The organism is Streptomyces lavendofoliae (assembly GCF_014649735.1).
In the GTDB taxonomy this organism is placed as follows: Bacteria; Actinomycetota; Actinomycetes; order Streptomycetales; family Streptomycetaceae; genus Streptomyces; species Streptomyces lavendofoliae.
Window position 1 is genome coordinate 166,738 of the sequence record NZ_BMTP01000009.1, and the last position, 24,348, is coordinate 191,085.

At 73.2% G+C, this 24,348-nt stretch carries 22 protein-coding genes; 13 read left to right on the forward strand and 9 right to left on the reverse strand.

The window, feature by feature from the left end; genetic code table 11:
• Window positions 1–27 precede the first annotated feature (27 nt).
• Window positions 28–378 (forward strand): ArsR/SmtB family transcription factor, encoded by a 351-nt coding sequence (locus IE109_RS18735; protein ID WP_229891221.1) that lies wholly within the window; start codon window positions 28–30, stop codon window positions 376–378.
• Between the two features lie 21 nt (window positions 379–399).
• Here the strand turns inward: IE109_RS18735 and IE109_RS18740 are convergent, their stop codons facing one another.
• Together IE109_RS18740 and IE109_RS18745 are read right to left on the reverse strand one after the other, a co-directional pair.
• Window positions 400–1,749, reverse strand: coding sequence for an FAD-dependent oxidoreductase (locus IE109_RS18740; RefSeq protein ID WP_189552060.1), 1,350 nt, complete (start codon window positions 1,747–1,749; stop codon window positions 400–402).
• Between the two features lie 380 nt (window positions 1,750–2,129).
• Window positions 2,130–2,789, reverse strand: a complete 660-nt coding sequence (locus tag IE109_RS18745) for a DUF305 domain-containing protein (RefSeq protein ID WP_229891223.1) — start codon at window positions 2,787–2,789, stop codon at window positions 2,130–2,132.
• A gap of 160 nt (window positions 2,790–2,949) precedes the next feature.
• Here IE109_RS18745 and IE109_RS18750 point away from each other — a divergent pair, with 160 nt between their 5' ends.
• The gene (locus IE109_RS18750; protein ID WP_189552061.1) at window positions 2,950–4,467 is read left to right on the forward strand and encodes an LVIVD repeat-containing protein; all 1,518 of its coding nucleotides are present in this window, start codon (window positions 2,950–2,952) and stop codon (window positions 4,465–4,467) included.
• Here IE109_RS18750 and IE109_RS18755 read toward each other — a convergent pair.
• From IE109_RS18755 to IE109_RS18770, 4 genes are all read right to left on the reverse strand, one after another.
• Entirely contained in the window at window positions 4,440–5,105 is a 666-nt protein-coding gene (locus IE109_RS18755; protein WP_189552062.1) for a TetR/AcrR family transcriptional regulator, read from the reverse strand. The two genes, IE109_RS18750 and IE109_RS18755, sit on opposite strands and share 28 nt — an antisense overlap.
• A 114-nt stretch (window positions 5,106–5,219) precedes the next feature.
• Window positions 5,220–5,924, reverse strand: coding sequence for a phosphatase PAP2 family protein (locus tag IE109_RS18760; RefSeq protein ID WP_189552063.1), 705 nt, complete (start codon window positions 5,922–5,924; stop codon window positions 5,220–5,222).
• A 133-nt stretch (window positions 5,925–6,057) separates the two neighbouring features.
• Window positions 6,058–6,993: a M56 family metallopeptidase gene (locus IE109_RS18765; RefSeq protein ID WP_189552064.1), complete on the reverse strand. Its 936-nt coding sequence runs from the start codon at window positions 6,991–6,993 to the stop codon at window positions 6,058–6,060.
• A 103-nt stretch (window positions 6,994–7,096) separates the two neighbouring features.
• Window positions 7,097–7,720, reverse strand: coding sequence for a DUF5134 domain-containing protein (locus tag IE109_RS18770; protein ID WP_189552065.1), 624 nt, complete (start codon window positions 7,718–7,720; stop codon window positions 7,097–7,099).
• A gap of 147 nt (window positions 7,721–7,867) precedes the next feature.
• On the opposite strand from IE109_RS18770, the gene IE109_RS18775 reads away from it, so the two are divergent.
• Window positions 7,868–8,431 (forward strand): GNAT family N-acetyltransferase, encoded by a 564-nt coding sequence (locus tag IE109_RS18775; protein WP_189552066.1) that lies wholly within the window; start codon window positions 7,868–7,870, stop codon window positions 8,429–8,431.
• 70 nt (window positions 8,432–8,501) lie between these two features.
• Here IE109_RS18775 and IE109_RS18780 read toward each other — a convergent pair whose 3' ends face one another.
• Together IE109_RS18780 and IE109_RS18785 are read right to left on the reverse strand one after the other, a co-directional pair.
• A complete protein-coding gene (locus IE109_RS18780) occupies window positions 8,502–11,201 on the reverse strand; it encodes an ATP-dependent Clp protease ATP-binding subunit (RefSeq protein WP_189552067.1) in 2,700 nt (899 codons plus the stop codon).
• A gap of 400 nt (window positions 11,202–11,601) precedes the next feature.
• The gene (locus tag IE109_RS18785) at window positions 11,602–12,285 is read right to left on the reverse strand and encodes a glycerophosphodiester phosphodiesterase (protein ID WP_189552068.1); all 684 of its coding nucleotides are present in this window, start codon (window positions 12,283–12,285) and stop codon (window positions 11,602–11,604) included.
• Window positions 12,286–12,679: 394 nt separating this feature from the next.
• Between IE109_RS18785 and IE109_RS18790 the strand changes: the two genes are divergently transcribed.
• From IE109_RS18790 to IE109_RS18805, 4 genes are all read left to right on the forward strand, one after another.
• Window positions 12,680–14,077, forward strand: a complete 1,398-nt coding sequence (locus IE109_RS18790; protein ID WP_189552069.1) for a DUF6421 family protein — start codon at window positions 12,680–12,682, stop codon at window positions 14,075–14,077.
• A 26-nt stretch (window positions 14,078–14,103) separates the two neighbouring features.
• On the forward strand, window positions 14,104–14,868 hold the full coding sequence (locus IE109_RS18795) for an SDR family NAD(P)-dependent oxidoreductase (RefSeq protein ID WP_189552170.1): 765 nt from the start codon (window positions 14,104–14,106) through the stop codon (window positions 14,866–14,868).
• Window positions 14,847–15,944, forward strand: a complete 1,098-nt coding sequence (locus IE109_RS18800) for a threonine aldolase family protein (RefSeq protein WP_229891225.1) — start codon at window positions 14,847–14,849, stop codon at window positions 15,942–15,944. The genes IE109_RS18795 and IE109_RS18800 overlap by 22 nt, the downstream gene beginning before the upstream one ends.
• Before the next feature lie 74 nt (window positions 15,945–16,018).
• A complete protein-coding gene (locus tag IE109_RS18805; protein ID WP_189552070.1) occupies window positions 16,019–16,633 on the forward strand; it encodes a transglutaminase-like domain-containing protein in 615 nt (204 codons plus the stop codon).
• A 127-nt stretch (window positions 16,634–16,760) separates the two neighbouring features.
• Here IE109_RS18805 and IE109_RS18810 read toward each other — a convergent pair whose 3' ends face one another.
• Entirely contained in the window at window positions 16,761–17,483 is a 723-nt protein-coding gene (locus IE109_RS18810) for a lysophospholipid acyltransferase family protein (RefSeq protein ID WP_189552071.1), read from the reverse strand.
• A 217-nt stretch (window positions 17,484–17,700) separates the two neighbouring features.
• Between IE109_RS18810 and IE109_RS18815 the strand changes: the two genes are divergently transcribed.
• The 6 genes from IE109_RS18815 to IE109_RS18840 all read left to right on the forward strand — a co-directional run bounded on the left by IE109_RS18815 (window position 17,701) and on the right by IE109_RS18840 (window position 24,179).
• On the forward strand, window positions 17,701–18,060 hold the full coding sequence (locus IE109_RS18815) for a TlpA family protein disulfide reductase (RefSeq protein WP_189552072.1): 360 nt from the start codon (window positions 17,701–17,703) through the stop codon (window positions 18,058–18,060).
• 243 nt (window positions 18,061–18,303) lie between these two features.
• Complete coding sequence (locus IE109_RS18820) at window positions 18,304–18,828, forward strand: flavin reductase family protein (protein WP_189552073.1); 525 nt, start codon at window positions 18,304–18,306, stop codon at window positions 18,826–18,828.
• Window positions 18,829–19,017: 189 nt separating this feature from the next.
• The gene (locus IE109_RS18825) at window positions 19,018–19,803 is read left to right on the forward strand and encodes an electron transfer flavoprotein subunit beta/FixA family protein (protein ID WP_189552074.1); all 786 of its coding nucleotides are present in this window, start codon (window positions 19,018–19,020) and stop codon (window positions 19,801–19,803) included.
• A gap of 59 nt (window positions 19,804–19,862) precedes the next feature.
• A complete protein-coding gene (locus tag IE109_RS18830) occupies window positions 19,863–20,825 on the forward strand; it encodes an electron transfer flavoprotein subunit alpha/FixB family protein (protein ID WP_189552075.1) in 963 nt (320 codons plus the stop codon).
• 153 nt (window positions 20,826–20,978) lie between these two features.
• Window positions 20,979–22,283: a DUF6986 family protein gene (locus tag IE109_RS18835; protein ID WP_189552076.1), complete on the forward strand. Its 1,305-nt coding sequence runs from the start codon at window positions 20,979–20,981 to the stop codon at window positions 22,281–22,283.
• Window positions 22,284–22,391: 108 nt separating this feature from the next.
• On the forward strand, window positions 22,392–24,179 hold the full coding sequence (locus IE109_RS18840; protein ID WP_189552077.1) for a serine/threonine-protein kinase: 1,788 nt from the start codon (window positions 22,392–22,394) through the stop codon (window positions 24,177–24,179).
• Window positions 24,180–24,348: the final 169 nt, after the last annotated feature.

The window sequence follows — 24,348 nt, forward strand, 5'->3', positions numbered from 1 at the left end:
GGGGCAACCGACGACTCTGGAGCCGCCGTGACCACCGCGACCAGCCCGCGCGAACTCGCGCATCCCGCGCGTGACGAGATCCGTCTCGAAGGCGTGCTCCACGCGCTGTCCGACCCCATGCGGCTGCGCGTCGTCCGCGAACTGGCCGCCGCCGGTGCGGAGGTGTCCTGCTCGTCCATCGAGCTGCCGGTCACCAAGTCGACCACCACGCACCACTTCCGCGTGCTCCGCGAGTGCGGCGTCATCCGCCAGGTCTACCGGGGGACGGCCAAGATGAACGGCATCCGCCGCGCAGACCTGGACGCGCTCTTCCCGGGCCTCCTGGACACGGTGCTGTCCGCCGCCGAGAACCAGGCAGCCCGCCTGGAGAACCCCTGACGCCGCGGATGGCGGCCCGGTTCAGTCCCGGCCCGCCGCCGCCAGGAGCCCGGACCAGTCGGGGATCTTGACCGGGCCGCGGCCCAGGGTGCGGCCGAGGGCCGCCTCCGCCTGCTCGATGGACAGCCAGCCGGGCCACTCCACCGGCCGGTGCCCCCACGCGCGCAGCGTGGCCAGGGGGTCGTCCGCCACCCTCCGCCGGGCCAGGGCGGGCGCGTCCGCCAGCAGCGACCCGGCCGTCTCCTTGGCGCACGGCCGATTGGTGCCGATCACCCCGGTCGGCCCGCGCTTGATCCATCCGGCGACGTACTCGCCCGCCGACGGCGCCCCGTCCCGCAGCACCCGCCCCGCCGCGTGCGGCACCGTCCCGCGCGCCGCGTCGAACGGCAGGCCCTCCAGCGGCATCCCGCGGTAGCCGACCGCCCGCAGCACCAACTGCGCCTCCACGTCCTCGTACGCCCCGGTCCCGCGCACCCCGCCCGCACCGTCCGGCACGGTGCGCTCGAAACGCACCCCGGCCACCCGGCCGGCCCGCTCCAGCACCTCCACGGGCCGCAGGAAGAACCGCACCCGGATGACCCGCTCCCGGGACTCCGGGCCCCCCGCCTCCGCCCAGCCGCGCACCACCTCCACATTGCGCCGGTTCACCGCCGGGAGCCCCGCCGGGTCCGCGTACGCCGGGTCGAGCGCCAGGTCGGCCGGCTCCACCTCGACCCGGGCCCGGGGCATCGCCCCGAGTTCCCGCAGCTCCTTGGTGGTGAACTTGGCCTGCGACGGGCCCCGCCTGCCCACCATGTGCACCTCCCGCACCCGGCTGGCGGCCAGCGCGCCCAGCGCGGCCTCCGGCACGTCGGTGGGGCGCAGCTCGCCGGGGCCGCGCGCCAGGATCCGGGCCACGTCCACGGCCACGTTCCCGACGCCGATCACCACGGCCGACCGGGCCTCCAGTACGAAGCCGCCCGGGACGGCGTCCGGGTGGGCGCTGTACCAGGAGACGAAGTCGGTGGCCGAGAAACTGCCGGGCAGGTCCTCCCCGGGTACGCCCAGCCGCCGGTCCCGCGCCGCGCCCACGCAGTAGACGACCGCGTGGTACAGCTCCAGCAGCCGCGCGGGCGTGACCCCGCCGGCGCCGCCGACCTCGACATTGCCCACGAAGCCGATCCGCTCGTGCTCCAGCACCGCGCGGAGGCTGCCCTGCAAGGACTTGATCTTCTCGTGGTCCGGGGCGACCCCGTAGCGGACGAGGCCGTACGGACACGGCAGCCGGTCCAGGACGTGCACCCGCACGCCCGGCACCGCGGTCTGCTCGACGAGGGACTGGGCGGTGTAGACCCCGCTGGGCCCGGAACCGACGACAGCGACACGAAGCACGGCTGCGCTCCTTCCCGCGGGGATTCCCAGCATGGCACCACCGGGCCGCACGCGGGAGGGTTCGCGCGCGCCGGCAGGGCATCGTCCGCGCGTGAGCGGCGGGGGCGCCGGAATCCGTTGCTCATGGTGCCGGATATGCAGGATCATGCGTTTTTGCCGTAAATGATGATCTTAACGGGCACGCGGGAGCACGGCCACCCGTGTACGACTCCGTACCACGTGCCGGCGGCGCCCCGCCCCGAGGAGCGAGCCGACGGCCCCCGGAAGACGCGCCCGCCTCGCCGTACCGCGCGGGAGCGCGGGCCGGCGGGCGGTCGCCGACCGGGCGGGCGTGCCACCCGGAGCGCATCCGGTGCGTCACCGGGAGCGCAGCGCATCCGTCACATGGAGCGCATCCGGTCGATCTCGGCCGTCTGCTGGGCGATCACATCGTTGGCCATCTCCTCCACCTGGACGTTGTTCCCCCGGGCCAGCACCTCGCCGGCCATGGTGACCGCGCCCTCGTGGTGGGTGACCATCAGTTTCAGGAACAGCTCGTCGAAGGCCGCCCCCCGCGCGCTTTTCAACCGCGCCAGCTGGGCGGCCGTGGCCATCCCGGGCATCGTGGCGTGGTCGTGGCCGGCGTGCGGCCGGGGACCGCCGTTGTTCTCCAGCCACCCCCGCATCGCGCCGATCTCCGGTCCCTGGGCCGCCGCGATCCGCGCCGCCAACTGCTTGACCCGCGCGGACCCGGCCTGCTTGGGCGCCAGCGAGGTCATCCGCAGGGCCTGCCCGTGATGGACGACCATCATCTGGACGTAGCTGAAATCGGCCGAGTTCGGTGTGTCGGGCGGCACCTCCCTGCGCGCCTCCTCCGGGGAGAGCGTCCGTGCCGGCTCACCCGGCCGGCCCGGCGCGAGCACGGCAGGGCCGGTGCTGCCGCGCGCCGCCTCGGGACGTGGCCCGTCGTCCGTTCCCCGGGGCGCGGAGTCGCAGGCCGTCAGGGCGAGGGCGGCGGTCAGGGCGACCGCCGCCGCGACGCTGGTGCTGCGCTTCAACACCCGGACCTCCAGGGGCGTGTGACATGGCCGGAACCGTCGCTGCGCGCGAACGCCTGTATGAAGTCTCTGTTGCCATCTATTGAGATGTGCATGCTGAGGAAGATACTGCCGGGGTCCAGGACCCGTTCGGCTTCGAACGGAAACAAGAGAGGACGACGCAGTGACCCCGTTGCGCACCACTCACGTGCGACGCAGACGTCTCGGCGTGGCCACCGCCGCCGCCGGACTGCTCGCGACACTCCTGACAGCCGGTCCCGCGGTCGCCGTACCCGACCCGGGAGACGCACCCGCCCCACCCGGCACGGTCTCGGCGCAGGACCAGGAGGAGGCCCGCGCGGCCATCCGGTCCGGCGAGATCCCGCCCGTGGACCAGGTCGTCCACAGCGACAACATCACCCACCTGGCCAACGTCCCGCGCGAGGCGTTCACCGGCATCAACTCGGACCTGGCCTTCCAGGGCAGGTACGCCTTCGCCGGCAACTACGACGGCTTCCGGATCTTCGACATCAGCAACCCCTCCTCCCCGAAGACCGTCGCCCAGGTCCTCTGCCCGGGCTCCCAGAACGACGTCTCCGTCTCCGGGAACCTGCTCTTCCTCTCCACCGACTCCTCGCGCAGCGACAGCTCCTGCAGCAGCACCACGCAGCCGGCGACCGAGAAGTCCTCCTGGGAGGGCATGAAGATCTTCGACATCAGCGACAAGCGCAACCCCCGGTACGTCGCGGCCGTCGAGACCGCCTGCGGCTCGCACACCCACACCCTGGTGCCCGAGCGCAGGAACGTCTACGTCTACGTCTCCTCGTACTCGCCCAACGCCGCCTTCCCCGACTGCAAGCCGCCGCACGACGGCATCTCGGTCATCAAGGTGCCGCGCAAGGCGCCCGAGAAGGCGGCCGTCGTCGGCTTCCCCGTCCTGTTCCCCGGCGAGGGCCCCGACGGCGGCGGCAACCCCGGCGCCCCCACCAACCCCGGTGTCTCCAAGACCACCGGCTGCCACGACATCACCGTCCTGCCCTCCAAGGACCTGGCGGCCGGGGCCTGCATGGGTGACGGCATCCTGTTCTCCATCGAGGACCCGGAGAACCCCGTGGTCATCGACCGGGTGCAGGACAACGTCAACTTCGCCTTCTGGCACTCCGCCACCTTCAACCAGAAGGCCGACAAGGTCGTCTTCACCGACGAGCTGGGCGGCGGCGGGGGCGCCACCTGCAACGAGCGCATCGGCCCGAACCGCGGAGCCGACGGCATCTACGACATCACCGGCAAGGGCAAGAAGCGCAAGCTCGTCTTCCGCGGCTACTTCAAGATCGACCGTCACCAGGCGGACACCGAGAACTGCGTCGCCCACAACGGCTCCCTCATCCCGGTCAAGGGCCGGGACCTCATGGTCCAGGCCTGGTACCAGGGCGGCGTCTCCGTGTGGGACTTCACCGACTCGGCCAGGCCCAAGGAGATCGCCTACTTCGAGCGCGGTCCGCTCAGCACCGAGCGGCTGGTGGGCGGCGGCTCCTGGTCGGCCTACTACTACAACGGCCACATCTACTCGAACGACATGGTCAAGGGCCTCGACGTGCTGAAGCTCGACGACCGCCGCACCGACCCGGCGAAGCGGGTGCGCATGCACGAGCTGAACGTGCAGACGCAGCCGGATTACCTCGACGATTTCGACGACGACTGAGACGCGTCACCCGTCGTGTCACCGGCCCCGCCACCGGGCGGTCCGCCGCCCGGTGGCACCCCGAGCTCCCAGTCCAGCCCGTACCGCTGGAACAACTCCGCCCGGAGCCGCGCCGGCGCCATCGGCGCCCCGGGCAGCAGGGCGGCGAAGACGGCGCCCATCAGCAGCGCCCGCAGCAGCGGGTAGTCGGCGTCCACGTCGCGCGAACCGTACCGGTCCACCGTGTCCCGCAGCAGGAACGCCAGACGCTGCTGCTCGGGGCCCTGCACGAACCCCTCCGCCTGGAGGATGCCGGCCATGTGCGTGCGCATCAGCAGCGGCTGCTCCACCGCCAGGCCCAGAATCGCGTCGATGGCGCGCGCCAGCCGCTCCCGCCCGTCCTCGCTGCGCGGCTCGCGCTCCAGCGCCGCCTCCAGGGTCAGGTGCATCAGCCGGTGCACCGCCGACTGGAGCAACTGCCGCTTGCCCGGGAAGTAGTACGAGACCAGCCCGCGCGCCGAACCGGCCCGGTCCGCGATGTCGGCCAGCGTCGTCGCCTCGTACCCCCGTTCGGCGACCAGCTCCACCGTCGCCTGGAGCAGACGCTCCCGGGAACGCCGTCGCAGCTCTTCATTGACCGATGCGCTGCGCGGGGACATGCTTAACTCCTGCGTTGACTGGCTCACAGCCAATATACTCAGGGCATGTCGGCCGGACCGGGCGACGCGGGGGATCGTCCGGTCCGGTGGACCCGCGCGCGAGAAGCACCGACGTCACTCCCGGTGCGCCAGGTCCCCACGGGTCGCCGCCCGCGCCGCCGTCCGCTCGTGCAGCACCACGGCGACGGCCACCAGGCACCCGCCCAGCAGCCACCCGCCGACCACGTCGGACGCCCAGTGCACACCCAGGTACAGCCGGGTGAAACCCACGCCGACCACCGAGACGACGCCGGCCACCAGCACGGCGATCCTCGGCCACCCGCCCACCCGGAACCGGGCCAGCACCCACAGCAGCAGCCCGAGGGTGACCGCCGCCGTCATCGCGTGGCCCGAGGGGAACGCGGCGAAGTGGGCCGAGTCCACCGGGTCCGGCCACCACGGCCGGTCCCGTCCCACCGCCGCCTTCAGCGCCTGCTGCACCGCCGAACCGATCGCGCTCACCGCCACCGACCACACGGCGAGGAGCCGCTCGCCGCGCCACCACAGCCACACCACCCCCACCGCGACCAGCGCGCGCATCGTCCAGGGATCCCACACCCAGTCGCTGAGGACGCGGTTGGTGTGGGACAGCCCCGGACTGCGTACGGCCGAGTCGTGCAGGCCGTCCGCGACGGCCCGGTCGAACGAGATCAGCGGGCCCCACTCGGCCGCGACCAGCGCGAGGAGCACCGCCGAGAGGACACCGGACCACAGGGCGAAGGTCGAGGCGAAGCGGGAGTGCGTGGGGGAAAGTGCGGGGGGAGGTGTGGGGGAGTGCATGGAATGATCCTCCCCTGCCTTCGCCGGCGTATCCCCGTCCACCGGGCCGTCGGCGGTCCGGTCGTCGGCGGTCCGGCCGACGGGCCTCCCGCCCTCCGGTCGTTCCCGCGCCCGCGCCCAGAGCCGGGACCGGCTAGCCGAGCGCTCTCAGCGCCGGTACGAACGCCACCAGCAGCGGTACCACCGGCACCATCGCGGCCGCGGCCGTCAGGCGCAGGCGCCGCCCGGCAGTGAGGCGGGGCTCGGCGGTCAGCAGGCGGCGCACCCGCTGCGGCAACTGGGCGTCCGGGGCGGGGGACGGGCCGAACACCCCGCGGTCCTCGTTCAGTTCCACCAGCGCGAGCGCGATCGTCAGCCGCCCGTACCGCCGCGACGCCACGTCGTCCGCGGCCAGCTCCACCAGCCGGTGCATCTCGTCGCGGAACGCCGCGAACACCGGGATCTGCGGGAACCCCGTGGCCAGCGCCGTCGAGCAGTGCAGCAGCCAGTCGTGCCGGGCCCGCGCGTGCCCCTGCTCATGGGCGAGGACCGCGTCGAGCTGATGCCCCTTCAGGCGGCGCAGCGCGGCCGTGGTGACGACCAGCCGCGGCGCCGCGCCCGGCAGCCACCAGGCGTCCGGCCGCTCGCCCTCCAGCAGCACCAGGGACTCCGCGTCCGGTTCCTCGCCCGGCAACAGGGGGGAGCGCACCAGGAGTTCGGCCCGCCTGTGCCGGTGCCGCGCACGGGCCCGGCGTACCTCCCGGGTCAGCATCGCGCCGGTCCACAGGCCGCCGCACGCCAGCAGCACCGCCAGCACGGCGGACCACGGCCCGTGCGCGCCCAGCTCGTACGCCTCCACGACCGCCCGGGGAGCGGGTGCGAACACATGGCCCCGCACCGCCTGCCAGGCCGCCGCCGCGCTGAACGTCATCGACAGCGCGAAGCACAACAGCACCGCCGCCACCACGCACTGCCACACCCACAGCGCCACCACCGGCTCCCGCTCCGGCCACTCGACCCGCGCCAGCAGACGCGGAGCCGCCACGGCGGTGAGAAGGCCGAGCCCGAGCAACGCGAGGGAGACCAGCATGCCCTCACCTTAGGAGCGGCGGACTACCCACCGGTATGGGCCGGCGGCGCAAGTGACGCACACCACGGAATCCGCAGCACGGGTACGACGGAATCCGCACCCCTCACACTCCCGCCAGCATCGCCAGCATCGCCAACCCCATCGCCACCCGGCAAGCCAGAGCCACCTCGGCCCCCGCCCACCGGCCGCCCGCCCCGGACACCGCCCCTGCCGCCGGTCCCGCCGCCGGCCCGGACACCGGTCCCGCCGCAGATCCCACCGATCCCGCAGGCCCCGCGGGCGCCAGCCGCGCGCCCGCCACCAGTACGTACACCGTGTAGTACGCGAGCAGCAGACCCGTCACCAGCGGTACCCCGCCCGCCGTCCCGTGCGCCCCGTGCGCCGTGTGTGCCCCCGCTCCGCCCCCGGCCATCGCCAGCGCCATGTACACCATGGCCAGCGACCCCACCAGGTGGTGCAGGTGGTGACCGGTGCCGCCCAGGGCCGACCACAGCGCGCGCAGCGACGCGGCACCGAACACCACGGCGTACCCCACCCACGCCCACTCCGGGGGCGCCACCGCCGCCGCGGGCACCGCCATCACCGCCATGCCGAATCCCATCAGCGCCTCGTCCAGGGCAGCCCGGCGCTCCGCGCCCCTGACGCTCCGCGTCCGCGCCAGACAGTAGGCGCCCGCCACCACGCACAGGGCCACCAGCAGCCAGCCGGGCATCGCGGGTCCGTGCACGACGTACCTCCCCCTCGGCGAGACGGCTCCTGGGACGATGCCCGGACCGGCGAGGGTGCACGCGAGCGCAGGGGAGTACACGGGGAGCGTGAACGAGGCGCGTTAGGCTCCGGTGCCGGACGGGACACCGAGCACGAGGAGACAGCCATGGACACCGCACCGCCCCGGGCCGCGGACGTACTGACCTACCGGGACGCCGACGAGGCCGACGTGCCGGTGCTGGTCGACCTGGTCCAGTCGGCGTACCGGGGAGACTCCAGCCGGGCCGGCTGGACGACCGAGGCGGACATCCTCGAAGGCCGGCGCACCGACCCGGAGGGCGTCCGCGAGGTCATCGCCACGCCCGGCTCCCGTCTCCTCGTCGTCGAGCGCGACGGTGACCTGGTCGCCTGCTGCCAGCTGGAACACCGCGGGGACGCCGCCTACTTCGGGATGTTCGCGGTCCGGCCGGGCCTCCAGGGCGGCGGCCTGGGCCGGCGCGTCATCGCCGAGGCGGAGAGGCTCGCCGTCACCGAGTGGGGCGTGCGCGAGATGCACATGACGGTGATCTCGGTCCGGGACGAGCTGATCGCCTGGTACGAGCGCCGGGGCTACCGCCGTACGGGCCGGATGACCCCGTTCCCGTACGGCGACGAGCGCTTCGGGGTGCCGCAGCGCGACGACCTCCGGTTCGAACTCCTGGTGAAGGACCTCCCCCCGGCGCACTCCTGACCGACGGGGAGCACCCCCGGCCGGCGGGACGCCCCCGGGCCGGGGCCGCTGGGCCGAGGCGCCCGGGGCCCTACGCCGCGGGCGCGGGGCCGTCCGTGTCACCCGGCGGCGGACCGGACTCCCGCCGGGCGCCCGGCGGGCGGTCCATGGACCCCGGCTTGCCCGGCGTGCCCGTGTCGGCCGGGCGGTCGGGCGCCCGCGTACCGCCGGGTTCCTCCGTGTGGAAGGCCAGCCGGCCGTCCCCGGCCGTGACCCGCACCCGGGCGCCCTCCGGCAGCCGCCCGTCCAGCAGCAGGCGGGACAGGTGGTTGTCGACCTCCCGCTGGATGGTGCGCCGCAGGGGGCGCGCCCCGTACTCGGGCTGGTGGCCCCGGCGCGCGATCCAGTCGACGGCGGCCGGGTCGAAGTCGACCGTGAGGTGCTGGGCGCGCATCCGGCGCCGGGTCTCCTCCAGCAGCAGGTCCGTGATCCGCCGCAGCTGCTCCTCGTCGAGGCGGCGGAAGAGGACGATCTCGTCGATGCGGTTGAGGAACTCGGGGCGGAAGTGCTCCCGCAGCGGCCGCAGGGCCCGCTCCCGCATCGCGTCGTCCGCCGCGCCGGAATCGGTGGCGCCGAAGCCGACCAGGCCGCGCCCGGTGCCGATCGCCTCGGAACCGAGGTTGCTGGTCATCACGATGACGGTGTTCTTGAAGTCGACCGTGCGGCCCTGCGAGTCGGTCAGCCGTCCGTCGTCCAGTACCTGGAGGAGGACGTTGAAGACGTCCGGGTGGGCCTTCTCCACCTCGTCCAGCAGGAGCAGCGAGTACGGGTGGCGGCGCACCGCCTCCGTGAGCTGCCCCGCCTCCTCGTGCCCCACGTACCCCGGCGGAGCGCCGACCAGCCGGCTGACCGTGTGCCGCTCCTGGAACTCGCTCATGTCCAGCCGCACCATCCGGTCCTCGCTGCCGAACAGCGCGTCCGCCAGGGCCCGCGCCAGCTCGGTCTTGCCGACCCCGGTCGGGCCGAGGAACAGGAAGCTGCCGATCGGGCGCCGGGGGTCGGCGAGACCGGCGCGGGAGCGCAGCACCGCCTCCGACACGGCCCTGACGGCCTCCTCCTGCCCGATGACCCGCCGGCGCAGGTGGTCCTCCAGGCCGAGCAGCCTCTCCTTCTCCTCCTGCGTGAGGCTGCTGACCGGAATGCCGGTCTGCCGGCTCACCACCTCGGCGATGTCCTCCGCGGTGACCTCGGCGGCCGGGCCGTCGCCGGCCGGACGGGCGACGCGCCCCGCTTTGATCCGCTCGGTGACCTCCTGGATGCGGTCCCGCAGCTCCGTCGCCCTCTCGTACTGCTCGGCGGCCACCGCCTGGTCCTTGTCCCGCGCCAGCTGTTCGGCCTGCCGCTCCAGCGCCCGCACGTCGGTGTTCGTGTGCGTGCGCAGCCGGACGCGGGCGCCCGCCTGGTCGATCAGGTCGATGGCCTTGTCGGGCAGGAACCGCTCGGTGACGTACCGGTCGGACAGCTCGACGGCGGCGAGCAGGGCCTCGTCGGTGTAGCGGACCTGGTGGTGCGCCTCGTAGCGGTCCTGGAGCCCGCGCAGGATCTCCAGCGCGTCCTCCGGGCTCGGCTCGGGCACCAGGATCGGCTGGAACCGGCGGGCCAGCGCCGCGTCCTTCTCGATGTAGCGGCGGTACTCCTCCATGGTCGTCGCGCCGATGACGTGCAACTCGCCGCGGGCGAGGGCGGGCTTGAGCATGTTGCCCGCGTCCATCGAGCCGCTGTCGCCGCCGCCGCTGCCCGCGCCCGCGCCCACGACCGTGTGGAGTTCGTCGATGAAGACGATCAGCTCGCCGGAGTGGGAGCGGATCTCCTCGATGATGGCGTTCAGCCGCTCCTCGAAGTCGCCCCGGTAGCGGGTGCCGGCGACGACGCCGGACAGGTCCAGGGCGATGACCCTGCGGTCGCGCAGCGTGTCCGGCACGTCGTGCTCGGCGATCCGCTGGGCCAGCCCCTCCACGATGGCGGTCTTGCCGACGCCCGCGTCACCGATCAGTACGGGGTTGTTCTTGCCGCGCCGGGAGAGCACCTCCACCGTCTGCTCGATCTCCAGGTCGCGGCCGATCACCGGGTCGATCCGGCCGGACTTGGCCATGTCGGTCAGGTCCCGGCCGTACTTGTCCAGGGTCGGGGTGCCGCGCGGCGGGGCGGGCCGCTGGTCGGGCTCGCCCACCCACGGCCCCTGCCCGCCGCGTCCGGCACCCGGGGAGCCCTGCACGGAGCCCGGGTCGAACTTGGCGGCGTTGAGGATCCGCCCCGCCGCCGAGTCCGGGTTGGAGGCGAGCGCGGCGAGCACGTGCTCGGGGCCGATGTACGAGGCACCGGTGTGCCGCGCCAGGTCGTGGGCGTCGAGCAGGGCGCGCTTGACGGCCGGGGTGACGGCGATCCGGGACTGCGGCGGGCCGTCGCCGGCCGTCCGGTCGATCTCCTCGGCGAGGGCGTCCGGATCGGCGCCGGCGCGGGCGATGAGGTCGCGGGTCGGCTCCGTCGCGAGGGCCGCCCGCAACAGGTGCTCGGTCTCCAGGTCGGTGCTGCCGTGTTCGGCCGCGTACGAGGCGGCGTCGCCGACCATCCGGCGCGCGGGCTCGCTCATGAGGCGGCCGATGTCGATGTACCGGGGGATGGGCCGCCCACCAGCGGGCGACGATCCCGTCCCGCCCCCGAAGAAGCGGGCCAGAAACTCGCTGAACGGGTCGGAGCCGTAACCCTCCGGACCCATGAAACCGCTGCTCATATGCGTCCGTTCCGGTGTCCGGGAGTGGCCGGGACACGCTGTGCGAGAAGACCTGCTGGATCCAGGTCGCGGGTTCCCGAGCGCATTCCGGTTACACCTGCGGCGCACAGGGCGCATGGGCCTCCCGCGCCTCCCGCGCCACGCGCGCCACGCGCGCCACGCGCGCTTCCCACGCCGCCCGGGCGCCGCCCCCCGGCCGTTCCCTGCCGCGCGGGCCCCGGCCGGCGCCGCGCGGCCACCGCGCCGCGCGGCCACCGCGCCGCGCGGCCACCGCGCCGCACACCGCCGTGCCGCGCCGCACTCCGCCGCACTCCGCCGTGCCGCGTGGCCCCGGTCCTCCGGCCCGCGAACGCGCCGTCGGCTCCCGGCGGCCGGGGCCGGCGCCCATCCGCCCCCCGGCTCAGGCCGTGAAGCGGCCGGTACGGCGGATCTCCGGGTGGTCGGTGGTCGCGCCGTCCAGCTCCAGGGCGCGTACGAGCCGCAGGTGCTGGGGTGTGTTGACGACCCAGGCGATGACCCCGAGCCCCGCCGCCCGCGCCCGCTCCGTGGTCTCCAGGGTGAGGCGGCGGATGTTCAGCGCGAGCGTGCCGGCGCCGACGGCCAGTGCCCGCGCCACGATGTCGTCGCCCCAGTGGCTCGCGATGAGCACGGTCCGCACGCCCGGCACCAGCCGGGCGATCTCCGCGACCGCCTCGTCGTGGAAGGAGGACACCTCGACCCGCCCGGTCAGGTCGCGCCGGCGCATGACCTCGGCCAGCGTCCGGGCCGCCGCCACGTCTTTGATCTCCGCCTGGAGCGGTGTCCGTACGGCGTCCAGCACCTCCTCGAACACCGGCACCCGCTCGCCCAGCCCGGCGTCGAGCTCCCGCAGCTCGGCCAGGGTCCTGTCGGCGATGGCGCCGGTGCCGTCGGTCGTACGGTCCACCTCGGCGTCGTGCATGACGACCAGGGCGCCGTCCTTGCTCAGGTGCAGGTCCAGTTCGATGACGTCCATGCCCGCGGCTTCCGCGCGGACGAAGGACCGCAGGGTGTTCTCCGGTTCGACACCCATGACTCCGCGATGACCGATGGTGAGGAAACTCAAGATCTTCTCGCTTCCGTCGACGGCGGTGCCGCGCGGTGCCGTGCCACCCGCGGCACCGTCGCAGCCTAACGATCCGGGCGGAGGGCGGAAGCCGTCCCGCGCCGGAAAACGGAAGGGTCCGGTCGTCGCGCCGGCCGCCCGGCCCCCGTCCGGCCCCCGTCCGGCCCCCGCCCGGCCCCCGCCCGGTACGGCCGTCTCCGGACGCGTCCGGCCGCCTCCGGGGCGGCACCTCCGCGGAGACTCCGTGGATGCCGCTGCATCACCCACCCCGGACAGGAAAAACAGCGGTCACGATGGGGGGTGGACAGGATATTTTCTTCCCTCTCCTCTTGTGGCGGAGAACCACCCATGGATACGGTGCCTTGACGCGAGGTTCTCCCGTGGAGGAAGTGTGATGACGGAAATTCTTGTGCAGGACGTTGTGGGCGGGGACGTGTCCGCCGACACCAGGGTGATCGAGCACCCTGCGTGGCCCGAGCTCAAGAATGCCGTGGAAGAGATCCGCCCCTGGCAGTCCGCGGACGGCTCCATCGACTTCGAGGCCGAGGGCGGGCCCTCCCGCGCAATCGTCGAGAACACCCTCGACCGGGTCGTCGCCGCCGTCGAGCAGCTCTCCCCGCTGCTCCCGCACGACACCGCCTACCACCGGGCGCTCGTCGCCGACCTGCGCAAGTGGGCGGACAGTGGTTTCGCCGTGCCGGACTTCCTGGACTCGCTGCTGGCCTTCCAGCCGGCCGCCGACCGGGTCGACGGACTCCAGCACCTGGTGCTGTTCCCGATGTACACGCAGAACGGCAACCCGGACCGCAACCTGGAAGCCGTCGTGCTGCGCATGGTCTGGCCGGAGTGGCTCGCCGAGCTGGAGGCGACCCGCTACGACAACCCGCTGTTCTGCGGCATCACGTTCGAGGACTTCACCTCGGGGTACGACACCAACTCGGCCGTGCTCTTCCCGGAGACCATCGCCGTGCGCGAGGCCCCCGAGCGCTTCAGCTGGGGCGGCATCTTCTGCGACCGCGAGGCCGCCCGCTTCCGCCGCGTCACCGAGGCGGCCGTGGAGATCCTGGGAATCGACCTCCCCGAGGACATCCGCGAGATGCTCGGCGACCAGGAGCGCTGCGAGAAGGCGTTCGTGCTCTGGGACATGGTCCACGACCGCACCCACAGCCACGGAGACCTGCCGTTCGACCCCTTCATGATCAAGCAGCGACAGCCGTTCTGGATGTACGGCCTGGAGGAGCTGCGCTGCGACCTCACCGCCTTCAAGGAGGCCGTGAAGCTGGAGGCCGAGGGCCACCCGCACGGCCGCGACGTCCAGTACGCCGTGCTGTTCGACCGGATGTTCCGCTTCCCGGTCACCGGCGACCGCGTCCGCAACTACGACGGGCTGGGCGGCCAGCTGCTCTTCGCGTACCTGCACAAGCACGATGTGCTGCGCTGGACCGACAACACGCTGAAGATCGACTGGCAGCGGGCGCCGGAGGTCACCAACCAGCTGTGCGGTGAGATAGAGCGGCTTTACCGCGACGGCATCGACCGTCCGAAGCTGGTCCACTGGTTCGCCGCCTACGACCTGGTCTCGTCCTACCTCGCCCCGCACCCCGGCTCCCGCTGGGCCAAGGGCCCGGAGGCGCTCGACCTCGGCCTGCCGCCGCGCAAGCTCGTCGACGAGGTGCTTCCGGACGAGTTTCCGCTGAGCATGTTCTATGAGGCCCTCTCCAAGAAGCTGAAGAGCGTGATCGCCTCCACCAAGGGCATCACCGCCGAGAAGGCCGAGAGGGTCGCCGCGTGAGCTCTCGTACGGAGGAGACGACGACCATGAACGGCAAGGGCAACGGAAACGGCGGCCCGCTCGAGGGTGCGGTCGTCGCGGTGGCCGGAGCGGCCGGCGCGGCCGGCCGGGCCACCCTGCTGCGGCTCGCGGAGGCCGGTGCGACCGTGGTCGCCTCCGACGCGGACCCGGCGCGGCTCGCCGAGGCGGTCGACGCGGCGCGGTACGCGCACGGCGGCGCGACCGTCGTCGGTGACACGGTGGACCTGCTCGACCTCGGCGCGGCGCGTGAGTGGGCCGACAAGACCGAGAAGGAGTTCGGCCGGGTGGACGGCCTGGTCCACCTGGTCGGCGGCTGGCGCGGCAGCGCCACGTTCGCCGAGACCGACCTCGCCGACTGGACCCTGCTGGAGAAGCTGCTGATCCGCACGGTCCAGCACACCTCCCTCGCCTTCCACGACGGGCTGCTGCGCAGTGACCGGGGCCGGTACGTCCTGGTCAGCGCCGCCGGTGCGAGCAAGCCGACCGCCGGTAACGCCGCGTACTCCGCCTCCAAGGCCGCTGCCGAGGCGTGGACGCTCGCCCTCGGGGACGCCTTCCGCAAGGCGGGCGGCGAAGACGGCCCCAAGGCCGCCGCTACGATCCTGATCGTCAAGGCTCTGGTGCACGACGCCATGCGCGCCGAGCGCCCGAACGCGAAGTTCGCGGGCTTCACCGACGTCGAGGATCTGGCCGACGAGATCGCCGCCGTCTGGGACAAGCCCGCTCAGGAAGTGAATGGACAGCGCCTGTGGCTGACCCCCAAGCCGTGACCCCCGGCACCGCGAGGACCGATGCCCGGCGGCGTCACGACCCGGCCGTCCGGGGCTTCGCCAGCGACAACTACGCCGGTGTGCACCCCGAGATCCTCGCTGCCATCGCCCTCGCCAACGGCGGCCACCAGGTCGCCTACGGCGAGGACGTCTACACCGAGCACCTCCAGCGGGTGATGCACAGCCACTTCGGTCCGACCGCCGAGGCGTTCCCGGTGTTCAACGGCACCGGCGCCAACGTCACCGCCCTCCAGGCGCTCACCGACCGCTGGGGCGCGGTGATCTGCGCCGAGTCCGCGCACATCAACGTGGACGAGGGCGGTGCCCCGGAGCGCATGGCCGGGCTGAAGCTGCTCACCGTGCCCACGCCGGACGGCAAGCTGACGCCCGAACTCATCGACCGGCAGGCGTTCGGCTGGGACGACGAGCACCGCGCGATGCCGCAGGCCGTCTCGATCACCCAGAACACCGAGCTGGGCACCGTGTACACGGTGGACGAGATACGGGCGATCGTCGAGCACGCCCACGGCCTGGGCATGAAGGTCCACCTCGACGGCGCCCGGATAGCCAACGCGGCCGCCTCGCTGGACGTCCCGATGCGGGCGTTCACCAACGCGGTCGGCGTGGACGTCCTGTCGTTCGGCGGGACGAAGAACGGCATGCTCGCGGGCGAGTGCGTGGTCGTCCTCGACCCGGGCGCCGTCCGCCATATGAAGCACCTGCGCAAGATGTCGATGCAGCTCGCCTCCAAGATGCGCTTCGTCTCGGTGCAGTTCGAAGCGCTGCTCGCCAAGGACCTGTGGCTGCGCAACGCCCGGCACTCCAACGCGATGGCGCAGCGCCTGGCGGAGGGCGTGCGCGCGGTGGACGGGGTGGAGATCCTGCACCCCGTGCAGGCGAACGCGGTGTTCGCACGCCTGCCCCACCAGGTCTCCAGGCGGCTCCAGGAACGATTCCGCTTCTACTTCTGGGACGAGGCCGCCGGGGACGTGCGGTGGATGTGCTCGTTCGACACCACCGAGGACGACGTCGACGCCTTCGTCCTGGCGCTCAAGGAAGAGATGGCACAGGGGTAGCCAGCCCTGTATAGGTATGCGGCCGGCCGGAAATCAATTGCCTCTGGTCGGCCGCTTCCCTATGGTCGGCGGGCATGGAGCTGATCCAGCAGGTCCCCGAGATCTCCGCCTATCTGGCGGCCGACGACGTCATCGATCACGAACACCCTCGCGTGCGCGAGATCGTGCGGCACCTCGCGGATCAGCACCGCGACGCATACGCATACGCCGAAGCCGCCTTCGAGTACGTCCGCGACACCATCCCGCACTCGATGGACGCCGGTGATCCGCGCGTCACCTGGCGCGCCTCGGACGTCCTGGAGCAGCGCACCGGGATCTGTTACGCCAAGTCCCACGCCCTCGCGGCGCTCCTGCGCGCCCGGTCCATCCCCACCGCGCTGTGCTACCAGAGCTTCGACGTGGTGCACGGTCTGGTGGCCGTGCGGCTGCCGGGCGGCGCCGGCTGGGTGCGGCAGGATCCGCGCGGGAACAAGCCCGGTGTGGACGCCCGGTTCCGGACCGATCGCGAACAGGTGGCCTTCCGTGTCCGGCCGGAGGCCGGTGAGGTGGACCATCCGGAGCTGTACGCCGCGCCGCACCCGGTCGTCCTGCGCGCCCTGAGGAACGCCCGCGACCGGCCCCACCTGGACCGGACGCTGCCCGTCGCCCTGTCCGCCGCCGTCCGGCGCCCCGTGCGCGGCGGACCGTGAGCACCGCAGGTACCGCCGCCGGCGGGGTTCGCGCCCGTCCCCGGTGCCTCACGGCGCCGGTGGCGCGGGCGCCGGGCCCGCGTCACACGCGTCGTACGGCGCGTTGCGCCCGGTCGCCCGGCGCCGCTCAGCCCGCCTCGCGGACCTCGGCCGGAGTGGGCGCCGTGCCGCCGAGGTGCGCGGGGACCCACCAGGTGTCGCTCGCGTCCTTGGGGCGCACGGGATAGGAGCGCTGGGCCGCTTCGAGCAGCTCCTGCACCCGCTCGCGCAGCCGCCGGGTGATCGCGCCCGCGTACTGGTCGGTCGGCGCCTCCACCGGCTCGCCCACCCGGATCGTCACCGGGATGTGGCTCCGCTTGAAGTTGCGCGGCCGTCCCTTGGTCCACAGTCGCTGTGTGCCCCACAGGGCCATCGGGATCAGGGGCACGCCGGCCTCCTGGGCCAGGCGCGCCGCGCCGGACTTGAAGCTCTTGAGCGTGAACGACGGGGAGATGGTCGCCTCGGGGAAGACCCCGATGATCTCACCGGACCGCAGGGACTCCAGGGCGTGGTGGTACGCCGCCTCGCCCTGGTCGCGGTCGACCGGGATGTGCTTCATGCCCCGCATCAGCGGGCCGGAGACCTTGTGCCGGAACACCGATTCCTTGGCCATGAACCGCACCAGGCGCTTCTGCGGCAGGGCGGCCAGCCCCGAGAAGATGAAGTCCAGATAGCTGATGTGGTTGCTGACCAGGACGGCCCCGCCGGTGCGCGGGATGTTCTCCGAACCCTGTGTGTCGATCTTCAGGTCGAGCGCCTTGAACATCGTGAGAGCGGCGCCGATGACCGGCCGATAGACGAGTTCTGCCATCTGGAGAAGACCCCTTCTTCAGTGCCTGGGGAGGAATCTCCCGGCGGAAGTTACGCAGCCGTAGGTACCCGGCATTGCGCCGATCGTGCACCATGTGCGGCCTACAGGCCAGTCCTGACGGCTCCGCACCGCGAGATTCTCGTCACGTCATGTCCGCTCAAGTGGCGTTTCATGCCTCCGGCGGGAATCCCCGCGCGTCCTCGCGCGCTGCAACCGCATGGTGCCACCACAGGACGGACGGGAGAACGCGGTGCGCGAGGACGGTACGGGCAGGGTGCTCGGTGCGGGCGAGCTGGGCGCCGAGCCGGGGGAGCGCGCGACCCTGGTGCAGTTCTCCAGCGCCTTCTGCCAGCCGTGCCGGGCGACCCGGCGCATCCTGGCCGAGGTGGCCGCGATGGTGGACGGCGTGGTCCACGTGGAGATCGACGCCGAACGGCACCTCGGTCTGGTGCGCGAGCTCGGCGTCGCCCGGACGCCCACCGTGCTGGTGCTCGACCGCGAGGGGCGGATCGTCCGCGCGGCGGCGGGGCAGCCGCGCAAGGCCGACGTCATCGTCGCGCTGGGCCGTGTCCTGTGAGGTCGTGCCCGGCGGCGACGGCCTCACCGGCCGCGTCCCGTGACCGGCCCGTGACGCACGTCGCACATCCCCGGCCGCACTTGACTGTGCCTGCCATCCATCGTCAGGCTGACGCCGTGCCCCAGGACCTCCTTCCCCACGGGCGGGCCCCCATCGACCCGGCCCGCGACGCGAGCGCGCGCTGTCCGGGTGTCTGAGCAGCCACGGACCACCGCCCCGCGCCACCCGCAGAAGGACCCCTCCATGACGGTCTCGCCCGACCTCGCCGCACGCGGCATATCCCGGCCCGCCCGGCCCGCCACGCCCGAGCTGCTCCGCTCCGTCTTCCGGCGGCACGCGGCCGGGGTCGCGGTGATCACCGCCCGGGGCGAGCGGCCCGTCGGCTTCACCGCCACCTCGCTCACCTCCGTGTCGGCCGAGCCGCCGATGGTCTCGTTCGGCGTAGGGACCTCCTCCTCCAGCTGGCCCGTCCTGGCGGAGGCCGCCCACATCGGCGTCCACGTCCTGGGGGACCACCAGCGGGACCTCGCGGCCACCTTCGCCCGCAGCGGCGCCGACCGCTTCGGGCCGCCGACGCGCTGGCGTCCCGGGCCGGAGGGCGTGCCGGTGCTCGACGACGTCCTGGCCTGGCTGGTGTGCCGGATCGTCGCCCGTGTCCCGGCCGGTGACCACCGCCTGGTGCTGGCCGAGGTCGTCGCCGGCGACGCGGACGGCTCGGGCCGTCCGCTGCTGTACCACGAGGGGCGTTTCAACGCTCTGCGGGACTGAGAAATCCCGGTTACGCAGCGTTGGCAAGGTCACAGTTCAAAGCGCTTGCTTACCGGGAAAGCAATCGGTGTACTGACGAGTAATATTTCGGGAGGGGCGTCCACCGCCCCGAGCGGAAACCGTCCCATCAGGCGCCTATGCTGCGTGCAACAAGGCAGCCCAGTTATGACGATGTGTAGGAGAGCCGGCGTGAGCTTGAGGATCGTTGTCTGTGTGAAGTACGTGCCCGACGCCACCGGCGACCGGCACTTCGCCGATGACCTGACCGTCGACCGCGACGACGTCGACGGCCTGCTGTCGGAGCTGGACGAGTACGCGGTCGAGCAGGCACTGCAGATCGCCGAGGAGGCGGACGACGCGGAGATCACCGTGCTGACCGTCGGTCCCGAGGACGCCAAGGACGCGCTCCGCAAGGCGCTCTCCATGGGTGCCGACAAGGCCGTCCACGTCGAGGACGACGACCTGCACGGTTCCGACGTCATGGCCACCTCGCTCGTGCTCGCCAAGGCCGTCGAGAAGACCGGGTACGACCTGGTCATCTGCGGCATGGCGTCCACCGACGGCACCATGGGTGTCCTGCCCGCGATCCTCGCCGAGCGCCTGGGCGTCCCGCAGGTCACCCTGCTCTCCGAGGTCTCCGTGGAGGACGGCACCGTCAAGGGCCGCCGTGACGGCGACACCGCGTCCGAGCAGCTGGAGGCGTCCCTGCCGGCCGTCGTGTCCGTGACGGACCAGTCGGGCGAGGCCCGCTACCCGTCCTTCAAGGGCATCATGGCCGCCAAGAAGAAGCCGGTGGAGTCCCTGGAGCTGGACGACCTGGACATCGACGCCGACGAGGTCGGCCTCGAGGGTTCCTGGACCAAGGTCGACTCCGCGGCGGAGCGCCCGGCCCGTACGGCCGGCACGATCGTCAAGGACGAGGGCGAGGGCGGCAAGCAGCTGGCCGAGTTCCTCGCGAGCCAGAAGTTCATCTAAGGCTCGCGCGAGCCACTCACCGCCCCCAGACTCTTCGCATCGCAGGAGATTGAAGTCCCATGGCTGAAGTTCTCGTCTACGTCGACCACGTCGACGGCGCCGTCCGCAAGCCCACCCTGGAGCTGCTGACGCTGGCCCGCCGCATCGGTGAGCCGGTCGCCGTCGCCCTCGGTGCCGGCGCCGAGGCCACCGCCGCCACGCTCGCCGAGCACGGCGCGGTCAAGGTCCTCACCGCCGACGCGCCCGAGTTCGCCGACTACCTCGTCGTACCGAAGGTGGACGCGCTCCAGGCCGCGCACGAGGCCGTGTCCCCGGCCGCCGTGCTCGTCCCCTCCTCCGCCGAGGGCAAGGAGATCGCCGCCCGCCTCGCGGTCCGCATCGGTTCCGGCATCATCACCGACGCCGTCGACCTCGAGGCCGGCGACGAGGGCCCGGTGGCCACGCAGTCCGCGTTCGCCGCCTCCTTCACCACCAAGTCCCGCGTCTCCAAGGGCACGCCGGTCATCACGGTCAAGCCGAACTCGGCCCCCGTCGAGGCCGCCCCCGCCGCGGGTGCCGTCGAGGCCCTGTCCGTCTCGTTCTCCGAGAAGGCCACCGGCACCAAGGTCGTCTCCCGCACCCCGCGCGAGTCGACCGGCCGTCCCGAGCTGACCGAGGCCGCGATCGTGGTCTCCGGCGGCCGTGGCGTCAACGGCGCCGAGAACTTCTCGATCATCGAGGACCTGGCCGACTCGCTCGGTGCGGCCGTCGGTGCCTCCCGCGCCGCGGTCGACGCCGGCTGGTACCCGCACACCAACCAGGTCGGCCAGACCGGCAAGTCGGTCTCCCCGCAGCTGTACATCGCCTCCGGCATCTCCGGCGCGATCCAGCACCGCGCGGGCATGCAGACCTCGAAGACCATCGTGGCCATCAACAAGGACGCCGAGGCCCCGATCTTCGACCTGGTCGACTACGGCGTGGTCGGCGACCTCTTCCAGGTCGTCCCCCAGCTGACCGAGGAGATCAAGTCCCGCAAGGGCTGACCTGCGGCAACTCTCCGGACCCGGGGCCGCGCGGTGAACCTCACCGCGCGGCCCCGGGTCGTCGGGGGGATCATTGACGCAGGTCATGAGCACCCATTAACTTCACTATACGGATTGTTGATTCCGTGTAGTGGAAATTTGGAGGGTGTGGGAATGGGTCAGCAGGAGAAGGTGGCGACGAGCCTCACCGGCGCGGTCAGCGAAGGCATCAGCGCCTCCCTCGTCTCGGTCGACGAGGAGCTCGCACGCCGCTACCCGGGCGACCCCGGCACCCGCCAGCCGGTCCACACCGTCTACGTACCCGGCGAGGTGTTCGAGGCCGGGACCGTCCGCTCCTGGGGCGACCAGGCCCTGGCCATGCTCGACGAGCACGCCCCCGACGCCGCCTCCCTCGCCGCCGTCCTCAACCTGCCCGAGGCCCTCGCCGACGACGTCCACGCGCGCGTACGGGCCAAGCTGGAGCGCGAGCCCGTCGAGGACCTCCGCGTCGACTTCGAGGACGGCTACGGCGGGAAGGGCGGGGCCGAGGAGGACGCGGACGCCGCCCGGGCCGCCCGGCTGATCTCCGAGGCCCACGCGAACGGCACGGCCGCCCCGTACATGGGCATCCGCATGAAGTGCATGGAGGCCGCCGTACGCGACCGGGGCATCCGCACCACCGATGTCTTCCTCAGCGGCCTCATGGCGCGGGGCGGCCTCCCCGAGGGCCTCGTCCTCACCCTCCCCAAGGTCACCTACGCCGAGCAGGTCGGCGCCTTCGTACGGCTCCTGGAGGCCTTCGAGACGGCCCACGGCCTCGATGCGGGCCGCCTCGGCTTCGAGATCCAGATCGAGACCAGCCAGGCCATCCTCGCCGCCGACGGCACCGCCACCGTCGCCCGCATGATCGACGCCGCCGAGGGCCGCGCCACCGGCCTGCACTACGGCACCTTCGACTACAGCGCCTGCCTCGGCGTCTCCGCCGCCCACCAGGCCAGCGACCACCCGGCCGCCGACCACGCCAAGGCGATCATGCAGGTCGCCGCCGCCGGAACCGGCGTACGCGTGTCCGACGGCTCCACCAACGTCCTCCCCGTCGGCCCCACCGAGAAGGTCCACGACGCCTGGCGCCTGCACTACGGCCTCACCCGCCGCGCCCTGGCCCGCGCCTACTACCAGGGCTGGGACATGCACCCCGGCCACCTGCCGACCCGCTACGCCGCCGTCTTCGCCTTCTACCGCGAGGGCTTCGAGCAGGCCGCAGCCCGCCTGTCCGCCTACGCCACCCACGCCGGCGGCGACGTCATGGACGAGCCCGCCACCGCCAAGGCCCTCAGCTCCTACCTGCTGCGCGGCATCGACTGCGGCGCCCTCGACACCGACGAGGTGGCCCGCCTCACCGGCCTGACCCGCGCGGACCTCGACGGCTTCGCCGCGCCGCGCCGGGGCGACCTCACCGCCACCGCCACCGCCTCCTAGCCCCGCGGCCCACCGGCCACGCGGGCCGGTGCCGGTCGGCGCCGTCACAGCGGCCCCGTACTCTGTACGCGTTCATCGACATGACGTGTACAGAGGAACGGGGCAGCGGTGTCTTCGGGGGAGAACGAACTGATCGCCGGGCGCTACCGGGTGGTCCGGCAGCTCGGCCGCGGCGGCATGGGCGTCGTCTGGCGCGCCGTCGACGAGGTCCTGGGCCGCGAGGTCGCGGTCAAGGAGCTCCGCACGTACACCGACTCCTCCGGCCATGAACTGGCCGATCTGCGGGTGCGGATGCAGCGCGAGGCACGCGCCGCCGCGCGCGTGCGCCACCCCGGGGTGATCTCCGTCCACGACGTCGCGGACCACCAGGGCCGTCCGGTCATCGTGATGGAGTTCGTCGACGGGCCGTCCCTGGACGACGTGCTCGCCGAGCGTGGCGTCCTGGACCCGCGCGAGGCCGCCGCGATCGGCGCCAAGGTGCTGGAGGCGCTCGGCGCCGCCCACGCCGCCGGAGTGCTCCACCGCGACGTCAAGCCCGGCAACGTCCTGCTGGACCGGGGAGGACGCGTCGTCCTCACCGACTTCGGCATCGCCGCCATGGAGGACCCCGGCGACGGCTCCACCACCCACCTGACGCGCAGCGGTGAGATCGTCGGCTCGCTCGACTACCTCGCCCCCGAGCGGGCCCAGGGCCAGGAGCCGGGCCCCGCCTCCGACGTCTGGGCGCTCGGCGCCACCCTCTACGCGGCCGTCGAGGGCGCCTCGCCCTTCCGGCGGACGTCGACGTGGTCGACGCTCACCGCGATCGTCGTCGAGCCGCTGCCCGAGCCGCGGCGCTCGGGTCCGCTCGGCCCCGTACTGCGGCAGCTGATGGACAAGGACCCGGCGCAGCGGCCGGACGCGGCGACCGCGGCCCGACTGCTGGCGGAGGTCGCCGCGGGACGGGAACCGGGGCCCGCGAGCACGCCCCCGGCGTACGTCCCGACCGAGCGGACCGTCCTGCCCCACCAGCCGCAGGGTTTCGGCCCGGCGCCCGCGATGCCGTCGGCCGCCCACGTCCCTCCGCCCGCGTCCGCGCCGGCACCGCACCCGGCCACGCCGACCCCCGGCACGGGGGCACCCGCGGCGACCGGCGCCCCCACCCGGGCGGCACGCAAGGGCGGCAGGGGCAGGCTCGTCGTCGCGGCGGCGACCGCCGCCGTCCTGCTGGCCGGGGGAGGCGTGACCTACGCCTTCATGGAGGACTCCGGGACCGCGCCCGCCGGACAGGAGCTGGCCGGCGACCGGACCGGCGACGGCGACGCCCCGGACCCCGGCAGGCCGCTCGACCCCGGCGCCGCCCCGTCCGCCTCCGGCGCGACGCCCGGCGCGAAACCGTCCGCCTCGGAGCCGTCTGCAACGAAGCCCGCCACGGCGGACAAGCCGCGCGCCTCCACCTCCGCGACGGCGGCGGCCGGCGGCGGCACGGACGGCGGCGCCGACGGCGGGTCCACCGGCGGCACGTCGGGGACGACCGGCGGCTCCGGCTCCGGCCCGGCCTCCACGGGCGGCGGCGCGACGACCACCACGGGCGGCGGCTCCACGTCCACCACCGGCGGCGGCGCCGACCCCGCGCCCGCCTGCCACCCCATGGGCGGCGGGAAGTACAACTGCGAGGTGTGGCGCACGGCGAAGTCCTACCGGGCCGACGGCAGCGAGGCCGGCGTCCTCAACGCGGGCACCAACTACTTCTACTGCCAGGCGAACCTGGGCCGCCGCGAGACCCACGGCGAGTGGACCAACGTCTGGTGGGCCAGGACGGACGACGACAACGGCAACACCGGCGTGTACGTCAGCGACGTCTACCTCCAGGGCGGCGACAACGACCAGCCGGTGCCCGGCCTGCCCGTCTGCTGACCGGCCGCACCGCGCGCACGCCGTCCCGGCCGCGCCGTCCGCGCCCCGGCCCCCGCCACCGCCCGGGGCCGCCGCGCCCACCGGCTCGGCGGTCCCGGCCGACGCGGCCGTCTTGATCGGCGCCGGCGCCGATGGCCTCGGCCCTCCGGTGCGTCCCCGGGGTCGGCCG